The sequence below is a fragment of the Microcoleus sp. T3_B1 genome (assembly GCF_036700445.1).
Lineage (GTDB): Bacteria > Cyanobacteriota > Cyanobacteriia > Cyanobacteriales > Microcoleaceae > Microcoleus.
The window spans coordinates 86,568-100,419 of record NZ_JAUBOX010000015.1 but is presented as its reverse complement, the minus strand read 5'-3'; the positions used below and the strand labels follow the sequence as shown (position 1 = coordinate 100,419).

Annotated in this window: 13 protein-coding genes and 3 pseudogenes; 11 read left to right on the top strand and 5 right to left on the bottom strand. The window is 43.6% G+C overall.

Going from position 1 to position 13,852, the window contains the following annotated elements:
* Window positions 1-359: 359 nt before the first annotated feature.
* Complete coding sequence (locus QT990_RS11080) at window positions 360-587, bottom strand: hypothetical protein (RefSeq protein ID WP_333051858.1); 228 nt, start codon at window positions 585-587, stop codon at window positions 360-362.
* A gap of 328 nt (window positions 588-915) precedes the next feature.
* Here QT990_RS11080 and lepA point away from each other — a divergent pair, with 328 nt between their 5' ends.
* From lepA to QT990_RS11065, 3 genes are all read left to right on the top strand, one after another.
* On the top strand, window positions 916-2,730 hold the full coding sequence (gene lepA, locus QT990_RS11075; RefSeq protein ID WP_333104169.1) for a translation elongation factor 4: 1,815 nt from the start codon (window positions 916-918) through the stop codon (window positions 2,728-2,730).
* A 148-nt stretch (window positions 2,731-2,878) separates the two neighbouring features.
* Complete coding sequence (locus QT990_RS11070) at window positions 2,879-3,502, top strand: hypothetical protein (protein WP_333465245.1); 624 nt, start codon at window positions 2,879-2,881, stop codon at window positions 3,500-3,502.
* Window positions 3,503-3,512: 10 nt separating this feature from the next.
* Complete coding sequence (locus tag QT990_RS11065; protein WP_333465244.1) at window positions 3,513-3,917, top strand: transcriptional regulator; 405 nt, start codon at window positions 3,513-3,515, stop codon at window positions 3,915-3,917.
* Window positions 3,918-4,023: 106 nt separating this feature from the next.
* On the opposite strand, the gene QT990_RS11060 is transcribed toward QT990_RS11065, so the two are convergent.
* The 4 genes from QT990_RS11060 to QT990_RS11045 all read right to left on the bottom strand — a co-directional run bounded on the left by QT990_RS11060 (window position 4,024) and on the right by QT990_RS11045 (window position 7,317).
* The gene (locus tag QT990_RS11060) at window positions 4,024-4,572 is read right to left on the bottom strand and encodes a hypothetical protein (protein WP_333465243.1); all 549 of its coding nucleotides are present in this window, start codon (window positions 4,570-4,572) and stop codon (window positions 4,024-4,026) included.
* A gap of 701 nt (window positions 4,573-5,273) precedes the next feature.
* On the bottom strand, window positions 5,274-5,735 hold the full coding sequence (locus tag QT990_RS11055; RefSeq protein WP_333465242.1) for an Imm30 family immunity protein: 462 nt from the start codon (window positions 5,733-5,735) through the stop codon (window positions 5,274-5,276).
* A gap of 191 nt (window positions 5,736-5,926) precedes the next feature.
* A complete protein-coding gene (locus tag QT990_RS11050) occupies window positions 5,927-6,331 on the bottom strand; it encodes a hypothetical protein (protein ID WP_190740856.1) in 405 nt (134 codons plus the stop codon).
* 11 nt (window positions 6,332-6,342) lie between these two features.
* Complete coding sequence (locus QT990_RS11045) at window positions 6,343-7,317, bottom strand: hypothetical protein (RefSeq protein ID WP_333147707.1); 975 nt, start codon at window positions 7,315-7,317, stop codon at window positions 6,343-6,345.
* Between the two features lie 165 nt (window positions 7,318-7,482).
* Between QT990_RS11045 and QT990_RS11040 the strand changes: the two genes are divergently transcribed.
* From QT990_RS11040 to QT990_RS11005, 8 genes and pseudogenes are all read left to right on the top strand, one after another.
* A complete protein-coding gene (locus tag QT990_RS11040; RefSeq protein ID WP_333465241.1) occupies window positions 7,483-8,010 on the top strand; it encodes a helix-turn-helix domain-containing protein in 528 nt (175 codons plus the stop codon).
* A 138-nt stretch (window positions 8,011-8,148) separates the two neighbouring features.
* Window positions 8,149-8,271 carry a hypothetical protein gene (locus tag QT990_RS11035; RefSeq protein WP_333142100.1) on the top strand — a complete coding sequence of 41 codons (123 nt, stop codon included), beginning with the start codon at window positions 8,149-8,151 and terminating at the stop codon, window positions 8,269-8,271.
* A gap of 17 nt (window positions 8,272-8,288) precedes the next feature.
* A complete protein-coding gene (locus QT990_RS11030; RefSeq protein WP_333104155.1) occupies window positions 8,289-8,600 on the top strand; it encodes a DUF433 domain-containing protein in 312 nt (103 codons plus the stop codon).
* 6 nt (window positions 8,601-8,606) lie between these two features.
* On the top strand, window positions 8,607-8,999 hold the full coding sequence (locus QT990_RS11025) for a DUF5615 family PIN-like protein (protein WP_333155309.1): 393 nt from the start codon (window positions 8,607-8,609) through the stop codon (window positions 8,997-8,999).
* 736 nt (window positions 9,000-9,735) lie between these two features.
* A pseudogene (locus QT990_RS11020) lies at window positions 9,736-10,254 on the top strand (GDP-mannose 4,6-dehydratase); the annotation flags it as partial.
* Window positions 10,237-11,592 (top strand): annotated as a pseudogene (locus QT990_RS11015) (LAGLIDADG family homing endonuclease); the annotation flags it as partial. The pseudogenes QT990_RS11020 and QT990_RS11015, both read left to right, overlap by 18 nt.
* Window positions 11,593-12,021: pseudogene (locus QT990_RS11010) on the top strand (GDP-mannose 4,6-dehydratase); the annotation flags it as partial.
* A 222-nt stretch (window positions 12,022-12,243) separates the two neighbouring features.
* On the top strand, window positions 12,244-13,632 hold the full coding sequence (locus QT990_RS11005) for a UDP-glucose/GDP-mannose dehydrogenase family protein (protein ID WP_333465240.1): 1,389 nt from the start codon (window positions 12,244-12,246) through the stop codon (window positions 13,630-13,632).
* The last annotated feature ends 220 nt before the right edge of the window (window positions 13,633-13,852 follow it).

The window sequence follows — 13,852 nt, the reverse complement described above, 5'->3', positions numbered from 1 at the left end:
TTAATGAACTCAGAAAATATAAATTTTTTAATTCTGAACTCAATTCAAAACTCCAAACTATTCGTTCTCAGCCGTTTTGGGTAATTTAAAGATAAAAATTAAGATTGAGAAATTAGGAATCTGCACCGATTAACTATCAAGTGTGAAAATTACGCCAAAATATGAGGCTGCGAACAACTCAAGTCGGGAAATGGCTCACGCATTTTTTCCCTCACCTAGAATAGTTCCGAGGTTGTGATTGAGCCGAGTTCACTCGCCCACCACCTGTAGCTTTAGCCACGAAATCTGCAGGAGATCGCCCGTGCGATCTAAATTTCACACCCCGCAGATTTGCGCGCGCCGTCTGGGGCGAGAGCACCTCAGTCGTTCCATTCACCACGCGGCGGGACTGGGGGGTTGCGGCGTAAACTCAGAGCCAGCTCGTCTTCCCGGCGCTCGCCTCGGAGCCACTGCTTGATTGCTGTTTCAATGACTTTGCTGGGGTCATTCGTCAAGTGCTTAATTTGGTCTAGCAGTTCAGGATCGATATGGATGGACAGTTCGACTTTTTCTGACGAACTGTGGGAAGGTATTCTTGATTCGCTCATAGTTTAAAAATCCTAGTTTTAATTCTTAAGTTTCAATTCTTTTGATGACAACCGACTGGACTAGATATTGGCAGTCCCTGATTTGCACCCAACCTTTCCTCAACCGCTTAACCGCTTTCTGTACAATGAGAGAGAGAAAAGTTTTTTCCTTTTGGGTGTCCGGGCTCGATCGGACACTTGAAAGGCTAATAACTGATACTCTTGAGGTTTGCCTCAGTTGTGGTTTCATCTCAATCCCCAGTAAGAGGTTGAAGTAAGCACTCTACTCTTGCTTGTGTAATCATACAACAAAAAGTATCCTTTGCCGATTAGCTCTTCGATAAAAAACATGACTAACGTCCCTGTATCTCGCATTCGTAATTTTTCGATTATTGCTCACATCGACCACGGAAAATCGACCTTGGCCGATCGCCTGTTGCAGGCGACTGGGACTGTGCAGGCACGGGAGATGAAGGAGCAGTTTTTAGACAATATGGATCTCGAACGCGAACGCGGCATTACGATCAAGCTGCAAGCGGCTCGGATGAATTATACTGCCAAGGACGGTCAGGAGTACGTGCTGAATCTGATCGACACTCCCGGACACGTGGACTTTTCTTACGAGGTGTCGCGATCGCTCGCTGCTTGCGAAGGGGCGCTGCTGGTGGTAGACGCATCTCAAGGCGTGGAAGCACAAACCCTGGCAAATGTCTACCTTGCCTTGGGAAACAATCTGGAAATTATTCCAGTTTTAAATAAAATTGACCTGCCGGGGGCAGAACCGGAACGGGTAAAAGGGGAAATTGAAGAAATTATCGGTCTGGACTGTAGCGGGGCGATCGAGGCTTCGGCTAAGGAAGGAATTGGTATAGATGAGATTTTGGAGTCGATCGTCGAATTGGTGCCACCGCCGCAGGATACTGTTGACAAACCGCTGCGGGCGCTAATTTTTGACAGTTATTACGACGCTTATCGCGGGGTAATTGTGTATTTCCGGGTGATGGACGGAAGTGTCAAAAAGGGCGATCGAGTTTTGTTAATGGTTTCGGGTAAGGAATATGTCATCGATGAATTGGGCATCCTTTCACCGACTCAAGTTCCAGTAGACGAACTGCACGCGGGGGAAGTGGGTTATCTGGGCGCGGCAATTAAAGCAGTAGCTGATGCTCGCGTCGGCGATACGATTACTTTGGTCAAAAAGCCGGCACCGGAGCCTTGGCCGGGTTATACAGAGGCAAAGCCGATGGTTTTTTGCGGCTTGTTCCCGATCGATGCTGACCAATTTCCCGATTTGCGGGAAGCTTTAGAAAAACTCGAACTCAACGATGCGGCGCTTTCTTACGAACCGGAAACTTCGAGTGCGATGGGATTTGGTTTCCGCTGCGGTTTCTTGGGTTTGCTGCACATGGAAATTGTGCAAGAAAGACTGGAGAGAGAATACAATTTGGATTTGATTGTTACGGCTCCTTCTGTTGTTTATCAAATCACAACAATTAAAGGAGAAGTGTTAACAATTGACAATCCCAGCCACTTGCCCGATCCTCAGTATCGCGAGAAAATTGAGGAACCTTATGTGCGGGTAGAAATGCTGTCGCCGGAAACTTATGTGGGCGCGCTGATGGAACTGTCTCAAAGTCGGCGGGGCATTTTTATGGATATGAAGTATTTGAGTCAAGGCCGAACTACGCTGGTTTACGAGTTGCCTTTGGCGGAGGTGGTGACTGACTTTTTCGATCAGATGAAATCGCGATCGCGCGGTTATGCGAGCATGGAGTATCACCTCATCGGTTATCGCGAAAATCCGTTAGTGAAAATGGACATTTTAATTAATGGCGATCCGGTTGATGCTTTGGCGATGATCGTACACCGGGATAAGGCTTACAATGTGGGCCGCGGGTTGACTGAAAAACTGAAGGAGTTGATTCCCCGCCACCAATTTAAGGTGCCGATTCAAGCGACAATTGGCGCGAAGGTGATTGCTTCGGAGCACATTCCGGCTTTGCGGAAGGATGTGTTGGCGAAGTGTTACGGCGGTGATATTTCGCGGAAGAAGAAGTTGCTGCAAAAGCAGGCGAAGGGTAAGAAGCGGATGAAGTCTGTGGGTACTGTGGATGTGCCGCAGGAGGCTTTTATGGCTGTGCTGAAGCTCGATCGAGATTCGTAATCTGTGTGGCTTTTTGTTAGGAACAGGCAAGATGCCTGTTCCACAAAGAGTGTGTTTTATTGTGGGACGGGCATCTTGCCCGTCCCTAAAAGGCTTAAATTAAAATGGTGTAAAATGTCGGGTATAATTATCGAAATGTTATATAATCATGTTAAATCTAAAGCTTCCCGAACAAAGGCGAAAACTTTACATTGAAATTGCATTGCGTAGATGTCGTCCCGGTAGTGGCAGCAGTCGAGAGTTTCTGAAGAAAAGAACCTGGAATCATCCCGTGACAAACATTAAAACGATTATTCAAAACACCCTTTTTGTAGTAGTAGGAGGGATTGCTACTCGCCTTTATATGCCTGAACGAATGACCGATGATGTGGAGATCTTAGTATTAACTCAGGATGCTGCTAATCTTTATCGAGAATTAGAGCAAGCTGGTAGCAGGAGAACGGGAGAACTTAGCATTGGGGGCAGCACTTGGGAATTGCCTGATGGTACTTATTTGGATGTAATTGAATCAAGGGATTCTTGGGTACGAGAGGCAATTAGAAATCCAAATAAGGCCCCGGATGGGTTGCCAATTATCGGATTGCCTTATTTGGTTTTGATGAAACTAAAAGCTAGTCGCGGTATAGATATAGGGGATTTAACGCGGATGTTGGGAGGGGCTGATGAAACTGATTTGCGGTTGGTAAGAAGGGCGGTACAAGATTTCCTTCCTGATGCTGTGGAAGATTTAGAAAGTTTAATTGTTTTGGGAAAGTTAGAAATGGGTGAGTAATTAAGGAAAAATGACCCTTACTTTTAATCCAGATAAATACAAAGAGTTATTGTCTCAGTATCAGCCGAAAATAATTAGAAATGAAGCGGATAATGAGAAGGCTCTGGCTATGGTGGAAGAGTTGATGCACCGGGGCGATCGCACTCCTGAAGAAAATGAGTTATATGAATTGCTGATTGCATTGATTGAAAAATTTGAGCAGGAATATTACGCACCAGGAACCACAGCAACGCCTCATTCAATACTGCTGTTTTTGATGGAACAAAGAGAGTTACAACCTGCTGATTTGGTAGGAGTCATTGGATCTGAAAAAAGAGTGTATGAAGTGGTTAATGGCGATCGAGATATTGGTAAAGAGCTGGCATTGATTCTGGGGAGTTTCTTTCATGTAGATCCGAGTTTGTTTTGTAATTAAGGGAAGTAAGATTAAGGGTGATTCCCTACGCGATAGCTACGCTCGCGCGCACTTTGAGAGATTAAGGGCGATCGTACTTTTGGAGATTAAGGGCGATCGTACTTAATTAACAAATAGCCGAAGCAGGCGCAATTTCGCCGAGTGGCATCAGGAATTCTTGCTTTTCTTCGCGGGTGATATAGCCGCCATTTAGAGCCATTTCCATGAGTTGTTCGACAAATCCCTTTAACTCTGTTATAACTTGAGTTTTATTCAGTTCAAAGTGTTGATTTCTGGATTTTAGGGTAAACTGGTTTGGAGATAAATATCCAAATTCTTTGAAATTACAGCTAATTTTATCGTTGGTTAATGGCTGCAATTCAAGAGTAAGGCACACACTTTCAACAAATTCTATTTTGATGGGTTTCCCTTGGGATAACTCACTAATTTTTTTGGGGAGTTCATCTTCTAGGAGCATACAGATATCGGGGTCTAAAAAAACTTTTAGTTTTTCTTCACCAATTTCTATTGATACTGGGCGATCGCATTCAAAGCAAAATAGTTTCAAACCTAATTCAAAATGCGAAAGTTCTCCTAATGAGTCATCGGGTGCGTCAGCATATTGTTCGCAATTAGGTTTTTCTAACTGGATTGTAAAATTGATATAGTTATTCATTTTCATCGCTCCTATCTAATGAGGACAGCGTAGCATCATTGAGAACAGGATAAGCAGATTTGAATGTTCCATCTGGTTTCCTTTTAATAAAAGCATGGGTAACATTTTCAATTATTTTCCCATCGGGATAGTGAACTTTCCCAATAGAACGCTTAAAATTTATAATGTAACAACCGGGATATTTCGGTGTCACTTGTTCAGCTTTTACCCAGCCTTGAGCATTTAGCCACTGGCCTTGAGGCAGTTTTTTGGATGCCGCCCTGCCTCTAAAATTAAGGGGTTTCAGTTTGGGGTCATGATGGCGATCGATATGGTCGTAGGCTTTGATGGATTTTGGATTATGCCACTGAGGTTCTACTCCACTGCCTCTCCAGTCACAACCACTTCCTACTTCAATCGTTTGGTCTATTATATCCTGTTCTATAACTTCTGGAGTGTCTTCAGAAGTATCTGTCCCATTATTTAAAATAAGTGGTTTACTCCTAAATGGTATTTGATTGATGATTATACCATTAACTAATTTGAGGAGGGCGATCGTACTTTTGGAGCTTAAGGGCGATCGCTCATCCTGAGAGCGGCTTGCATCTTATTTGATAGGTTTAATTTCGGCTATTGGCCGATCGTCTTGCAAGAGTACCAAGATATTCCCATCTTGGATGAGTTTAAGAAAGCTCGACAGATCCCTCTGAATTTCATCAATATTAATTCGCAGTTGCGATGGAAATAACTGACTCAGCATGGGTAGATAAAGGAGGGGATTCATGAGCGGCTATTTCGCGCAGCAAATGCGTACATAAATTCCGATTTTGAGAATCAGTAGAATGTAACATCTGGCTATATAAATTTCGGGCTAAATCTTGATTTAGGATTCCATAAATTAGAATCATTGTCCATTCTTTAGCATTAACAATCATCCGGTCTATGCTATCAATAAATGCCTGCAACTGGTCTTTGAGTTCAAAAGACTCCAGAAAATGAATGAGACCATACATGACTTCATGTTGTTTGCATCTGTCATCTAAAACCAGATAGAGTTCTGGCAAATATTCGCTGTTAAGATGTAGGGCAAGTTCGGCTAAAGCGTATTCAAAACTCATCACTTCCTCATCAGAGCGCATAAATTTATTAGCATTTAATGTTTCTATTAATTGAGTAACGTTCATCTTATTTCTCCCACTTTCTCAAAATTACCCGACCATGCCAGTTTGTAGTGAAAAAGGGTTAGCTATTTTAATTAAATCATGGAAGATTACTTTTGGTGAATGGGAGGCGATCGCACTTTTGGAGATTAAGGGCGATCGCTTTTCAATTTAAGGGGATAGGTGAAGGGGCAACCCACACTCATAAAGGTGAATCAAAACACCCATTCATGGTCTGGATCATTAAGTGCAGCTTTTACTGATGCTAAGTTTGCAAGGTCTTGGAAAGGACTCGACTTAGCTATTTCTGTAATTGAATGTAAAGCTAATGCTAACTGTTCATTATTGCCACTAGCTATTGCCGAATCCACTACGCTAAAAAGATCGCGAAAATTTTCTGCACGCTCATCAAATGAGCGATCGAGGTACTCCATCATCCAATCGCTCTGGGCTTTAATCTGAGCGATGGTTGTTTTTTCCCAGGCATCAATTTCACGCCGTTTAGTCTGCTCCTGCTCTGCCACCATCTTGTACTCAGTGTAAGCTGAGACAAGTTCCTGTAAGCATTCAGCAGGACTGGTGATTTTTGAGATGCCTCGCGAAACTTCTTTTGCTATCATGTCAACTTGCCTCAAATAGTACCGTATTTAGCTTGGATTTTAGCAGTCGCAGGGTTGAGGTTTCCTTCGCTATCTAAGACAGGGGTCTTCATAATTTCTGCAAGCGATTTTACTAGAAGCGCTACCTGTTGCAACTTACGCACATCTGCATTTTGATTTCGCTCAAATGCCTGGGATTCAAGTTCGTTAAGTCCGAGAACAGCACGAGAGTTCAAGTTATTCACCACATAGTTAAGTTCATCAATCCGTCGCTGGACTATTTCCAAAAAGTCTTTAGCAGCATCAATTTTAGCGATTTCTGTATAGACCTTGGCTTCATATTCTCGTGCTTTTGTCAAAGCTTTTTCACCTTCACCAGCAAGCATGAAGCCACCAATTGCCAAGGCTGGACCAACCATAATACCTCCAAGTACAACTGTACCAACTGCCATGCCACCGCCACCAGCAGCCAGAGAACCACCTCCCAGCCATGCAAGAGTCGCATTCCAAGCTGCTGCACCGCTGAGCCCAGCGATCGCAGTGCCGGTACTTGCTGTCCCAAACAGTCCGATCAAGCCAACTGCACCTTGACCTGCCGCTACTGCTGCCCCAGCAGCTTTAAAACCACCTTTGACAAATTGTTCTGCTTCTAAAGCCGCAGTTTTGTACTCATTAATCTGCTGAATAGAAATGCCTTCTAATCCCTCCAAAAACTGCTTGTCGCTTAGAGAACCACGCTGACCAATATGCTCAATAAATTTGACAAATCGCCCAATTGTACGAATTTTGATATTTAGTTGCAGTTGACCGTACTCTTCTGCAAGATTTTGAGTGCATTCCCATTCGTTTTTCAAACGATTGCAAGCACGTTCATGCTGTTCTTGAGCGCTCTTGCCCATTTCCTTTGCATCGTTCATGTCGGAAACACCTGCAATACCAGCTCCAATGCCAAGAGCGGAAGCAGCTATAGCAGCAGCACCCAAAATAATCGGGATTATAAAAATCATAAAATTTTCCTCAAAACTAATGATTCAGCAATGCTCAATGAGTCTAGTTATTAGCTACTTCAAGCTACCTCTCTCGTCATTTTGGCTCATTGCACGTAGACTCGGGATATTCTACTTATAATAATCTAACTAACCATAGCTTTTATCTTACACTCATCAGTAATTATGTTAGACTTTCATCAGGAATTTTTACCCCACTCCCCTATGCCGCCAGCCGACGAGCAATTTACCGAAGCCGCAAACCACTGGGACTTAGAAAACCTCTACGCAGACCTGGCCTCAGCCAAGGGAAAACGCCTCACCCCAATGGAAAAGCTTCACCTGCGGGGGCTTCTGTGCGGTCATAGTCCCGGAGAAATAGCGGAAAAACGCCAAAAGAACCCCAAGGGAGTTGAAACTGACCTATGCGCTACCTTATATAAGTACGTCAAAAGTCTGGTGGGTAAAGGCGTTGAAAAAATAGAAAATTGGAGAAATATTGCTGAATGGCTTGAGGATGCTGGATATAAAACTAAGCCACCTGCTAAATTCCCTATTCAAAACGGTTTATCTGAAAATAGTAAAGTTAACGTAAGCAATATAACTTTTGAGAACAATCAAATAACAATTGATGTTTTCCTACAAATAACTGTACCGCTACCTTCAGAACTATCAATACAAAATTTAGACATCAACGATAACAACGGTAACTAAAATTTTGCCACAAATCAACAGATTGGTAGGGTGAAGCGACTAAAATCAGAAAGCGCGATCGCACCTTTACCCGATCGCGCGGGGCGATCGCACTTCTCTTGTGCTAGGATTCAATGAGAGCGTCAGTCACTAAAAAACATGGCAACAATTACCCTTCAAATTCCAGACGAACTGGCTCAACGTCTAGAACCTCTGCAAAATCGCTTGCCCGAACTGCTTTGGCAACTTCTAGAACTCACTAAAAAGCCCGCAACTCTTTGATATTTTGGCGATCGATTATGACCATCAAAGAACAACTTCTCCAAACCATTGAAACACTGCCTGATGACTTGCTAGCACAAACCCTACAATTCATCCAAACCCTTCAGAATCCCATTCACAAAACTCCAGGAATTTGTGGCGGTGCAGCGCGAATTCGCGATACCCGCATTCCCGTCTGGACGATTATCGCCTACCAACAACAGGGCGCAACTGAATCCGAACTTCTCTATAATTATCCAGGACTCACCCTTCAAGATTTGCAAGCGGTTGCGAACTATTACGAACACAACCGAGAAGAAATCGAGCTGTGGCTTGCTGAAAATGAGTAACTAAAAATGCTAAAGTTTTACTCCAATGAAAACTTTCCGATCGCAATGGTTGATTTACTGCGAGCGCGTGGCTATGATGTTTTGACATCCTATGAAGCTGGACAAGCCAATCAAAAAATTCCCGATGATGAAGTCTTGATGTACGCGACAAATGCAGGGCGAGTAGTCATTACAGAAAATCGTCAAGATTTCATCAATCTCCATTCTACAACCTCAAATCATGCAGGAATTGTAATTTGTAAAGCCGATCGAGACTATGCAGGCAAAGTGCAGGTACTTCATGAATTTTTCACCCAAGATACACAGCCAATGGATAATCGTCTGCTTCGGGTGATGAAACAGAATCTTAAAGGTAGTCAACAGACATTTATACTTCAGGAATACCCAAAGTCTTCTTAAAAATAATCGTGACTTTAACTGCTGCTGAGATTCCACCGCGATCGGATAGCGATACTGTATAATTCTAATTACCGTCGTCGCAGTTAGTCGATCGCGACTAAGGCCAAATAAACCGGGTTTCTCGGAAAAATATTTGCTTGCTCAACTTTATCTACGAATAAACAAGGTTTCTAGCCTCTGACCAAGAATTTCAAAGGTGGTACCCGCCACGTGATTTATCCGTGGAATCAATCCAAAATCTAAAATCTAAAATCCTCAAGCCCCCGCATTTATCTCGCGCAAGTCAATCTAAAATCTAAAATCTAAAATCTAAAATCGATTGACGCGCGTCAGCCCTGTTTACATAAACTGGATTAACCTATTCTCAAACAAGCCCGTGAAGCGTAGCCATACCTAGGGAATCAGCCTTTTCTTAGATAACTCAAGACAGAAGCGATCGCCTCACCAATCACAACAAACAAACAATTAATACCTATTAACTCAAAAGTGAATTATTGTCAACAGTATTTTTGCGAAAATATTGAAGCTTCACTAAAAATTGCTAGCTGACATTTGCGAATTATAGCACTTTGTTCAAAGTATTGGCAAATGCTAAGTTAATTAAAGATTTAATAAAGGTGACGCATAAGTGTTTACATCGTCGATCGCAATTTTGTTATTCTATTAGTAAGTTTCATTCGAGCGACTGAATTTTTGTACTCCAGTCCTACCCCTAAACAGAACGGCAGTTTCCACAATGAGAATTTTAGTCACAGGCGGTGCAGGTTTCCTCGGTTCCCACCTAATCGATCGCTTAATGGCCCAAGGACATGAGGTAGTCTGCCTGGATAATTTTTACACCGGGACTAAACGCAATATCCTCAAATGGCTGGACAACCCATACTTTGAGCTGATCCGCCACGACATCACGGAACCGATTCGGTTAGAGGTAGATCAGATTTACCATCTGGCTTGTCCCGCTTCCCCAATACACTATCAGTACAACCCTGTCAAGACAATTAAAACAAACGTCATCGGCACGATGAATATGTTGGGATTGGCTAAACGGGTAAAAGCAAGATTCTTTCTCGCTTCCACTTCCGAAGTGTACGGAGATCCTGACGTACATCCACAAACAGAAGATTATCGCGGCAACGTTAATTGTATCGGGATCAGATCGTGTTACGACGAAGGGAAGCGAGTAGCTGAAACCCTATCTTTTGATTACCACCGTCAAAATGGTGTAGACATTCGAGTTGTGCGAATTTTTAACAGTTTGACAGGCGATCAAAAAGTTCTCTATTACAAAGGAGATCGACTTTATTACGAAACATTTGAGGAATGCTACAGCCGGATCGGAGGTGACATATCAAATGTTTCAGTTCCTTGCTTTGACGAACAGGGAAAAATGCGCTTAAAACCAATCTCGGCAATTTGGAAACACAAAGTGACGAAGAAAGGGTATAAAATTGCAACAACCTGGGGCAAACAAGTAAAAATTACTGAAGACCACAGTTTGTTTACTCGCGACAGCCAAGGGTTGCCTCAAGCCGTATTTGGCAAAGACTTAAAGGTTGGGGATGATGTAGCTGTTCCCAGTTACATTCCTTTTATCGATCGTCCCTTGGAACCTTTTTACATCAGCGATAAAGTTAATGCACCAGGGCTGTGGGTAATCAGCGAGGATGCGATCGCATACTTAGAAAAATTCCGAGAGCAGATATATGGATATTTCGCTCGAAAAGGAATCAGCAATCGCCAATACTTCAGCACCATCAAAAAATACGAAGCAGGCAACAAAATTCCCTGGCAACTTTGGCAAGAATTGGGATTGCCTTTGACCCAAAAAGACAAAATAGCTGGCTATCAATCCGTCAAAGCAATCAACAATTACATCAAAAATGTCAGTGATTTCCTGTGGTTTTTGGGATTTTACTTAGCAGAAGGCTGTTTGGTTCATACAGAAAAAGACCGCCAGCTCGTATTTAGCTCAAATGTCAAATATCTGGAAAAGCTGATCCGGGTGACGCGAGAGTTATTTGGCTGCGAGTGCGAAATCAGATTTGACAAAGAGGAGAAAAGAGCGCCATCGGTTAACGTCAGGTCAAAAATAATAGTCGATCTAGTTGTCAATATTTTGGGGTTTGGCAAAGAATTAAGCACCAAAAAAGATATACCCAATTGGATTTTGCAACTTCCCAAAGAACAGTTAGTTCACTTTTTACACGGTTTCTGGGAAGGCGACGGGAATCACGACGCGAAAACAACGGGTTCGCTGCTAGTGTTTAACAGTTCCAGCCAAAAAATCATTGAAAAACTAGTGCTAATTCTAGCTAAATTCGGGATAGTTGGAAGTGTGTCGGAATTCGAGACAACAGTGCGAAAAGGAGACAGCAAAAAATACAAGTCTTACCGGATAACGGTTCAAGGGTTGGACGAGTACAGCATTCTCAATCTGGCTAATGCTAAACAAAAACTGCAAGCTCAAATCACAGGGGATTTAGCTTGGGCAAAAGTTAAAGCCATAGAAGAGTTTGAAATCGATGAGGATGTATACGACTTTTCTGTTCCCGACGGAGAGAATTTTGTAGGCGGTACTTACTGCGTTTGCTGTCATAATACCTATGGCCCGCGGATGTTGGAAAATGACGGCAGAGTAGTCAGCAATTTTATTGCTCAAGCTTTGCGGAATCAACCACTGACTGTATACGGCGACGGTTCTCAAACACGGAGTTTCTGCTACGTTTCTGATTTGGTGGAAGGATTTATTCGTTTGATGAATAGCGACAAAATCGGGCCAATGAATTTGGGGAATCCCGGCGAATACACTATATTGGAACTGGCACAAAAAATTCAAAACACGATTAATCCAGGGGCAGAAATTATCTTTAAACCGCTGCCGGAAGACGATCCAAAACAGCGACAACCGGATATTACTCGTGCTAAAACTTGGTTGGGGTGGGAGCCAACTGTGCCGCTGGATCAAGGTTTAGAGTTGACTATCAAGGATTTTCGCGATCGCATCGAGGGAAACCAAAAGTAGAGACTGGGGATTTGTAGGGGCAAACCCCCCGTGGTTGCCCCAGAGATTGGTAGGGGCAAACCCCCCGTGGTTGCCCTCGCTAGGGGTAGGCACGGGGAGTAGGGGTAGCACTACCCCTACAAGCTGTTTTTCCTTCTCTCCTAGATAACTAAAGCCTTCTCCCTTCTTCCTTCTTCTTTCAACATCCCATCTGATTTATTTACTAGCTTTGAGGACATTTGTATGCAAGTTTGTGTCATCGGTACAGGATATGTTGGCTTAGTCACCGGCACTTGTTTGGCCCACATCGGCCACCACGTGATTTGCGTAGACAACAACGAAGAAAAAGTTAAATTAATGAAGTCGGGACAGTCGCCTATTTTTGAACCTGGACTGTCTGAATTAATGTCCTCTGCATCTGCGTCGGGCAATCTAGAATTTACTTCTGATTTAGCAGCGGGAGTGTCTCACGGGGATATTTTGTTTATTGCCGTGGGGACGCCTCCTTTGCCTACTGGAGAAAGCGATACTCGCTACGTGGAAGCGGTTGCTCGTGGAATTGGAGCTCACCTCGATGGCGATTACAAAGTCATTGTCAATAAATCTACAGTGCCCATCGGTTCCGGGGACTGGGTGCGAAGAATTGTACTAGACGGTTTAGCAGAACGTCAAAAACCTCACAGCGGTGATGAGGTTACTGGTGAGGAAGTAGCAGCAAAAAAAGGTGTTCAATTTGATGTGGTTAGCAACCCGGAGTTTTTGCGGGAGGGCTGTGCTGTTTTCGATACTTTTAATCCCGATCGCATTGTTCTCGGCAGCAACTCTCGGCGGGCTATGGATCTGATGCTACAGTTATACCGGCCGATTGTCGATCGCAAGTTCGCAGAAAATCCGTCTTTGCCGGAAGTTCCTGTGGTGATGACTGATATCAGTTCAGCGGAGATGATTAAGTACGCAGCTAATGCTTTTTTGGCTACGAAGATTAGCTTTATTAATGAAGTTGCTAACATTTGCGATCGCGTCGGTGCAGATGTTAGTCAAGTGTCCCGAGGTATCGGTTTAGATTCACGGATTGGCAACAAGTTTCTGCAAGCTGGCATTGGTTGGGGTGGTTCTTGTTTCCCCAAAGATGTCTCGGCTTTAGTTCACACTGCTGACGATTACGGTTACGAGGCGCATTTGCTGAAAGCGGCAGTGGAAGTTAACCAACGGCAGCGGTTCATTGCTATTGAAAAGTTGCAGCACGTTTTGAAGATTCTCAAAGGTAAAACTGTCGGACTTTTGGGTTTGACTTTCAAGCCGGATACTGACGATTTGCGGGATGCTCCAGCGCTGAATTTAATCGAGAGTTTGAATCGGTTGGGAGCGAAAGTTAAAGCTTACGATCCGATTGTTTCTCAAACTGGGATGCGTCACGGTTTGTCGGGAGTTTTGGTAGAAACTGACCCGGAAAGGTTGGCAGACGGTTGCGATGCTTTGGTGTTGGTGACTGACTGGGAACAGTTCCGCAATTTAGATTACGAGAAAATGGCGAAGTTGATGGATCATGCGGTGATGATTGATGGCCGCAATTTCTTAGACAAGAAGGCTCTAGAAGCGGCTGGTTTCCAATATGTGGGGATTGGAAGGTAAAGAAGAGTTTTGAGGGGAATCTCTATTTCGTAGGGTGCGCCGAAGCGCACCTTACATTTATCTTCCTGGTGGCAAACAATGGGAGCATCTCATATTTGCAAAAACACTTCTTTCTTCTTCCTTCTGACTCTTTTCTCCTGGCTCCTGACTCCTGACTCCTAATTCCAATTTCGAGCTTTGCTGCTTTCATTGAGATGCTCCCGCCAACAATTGCGGGTTT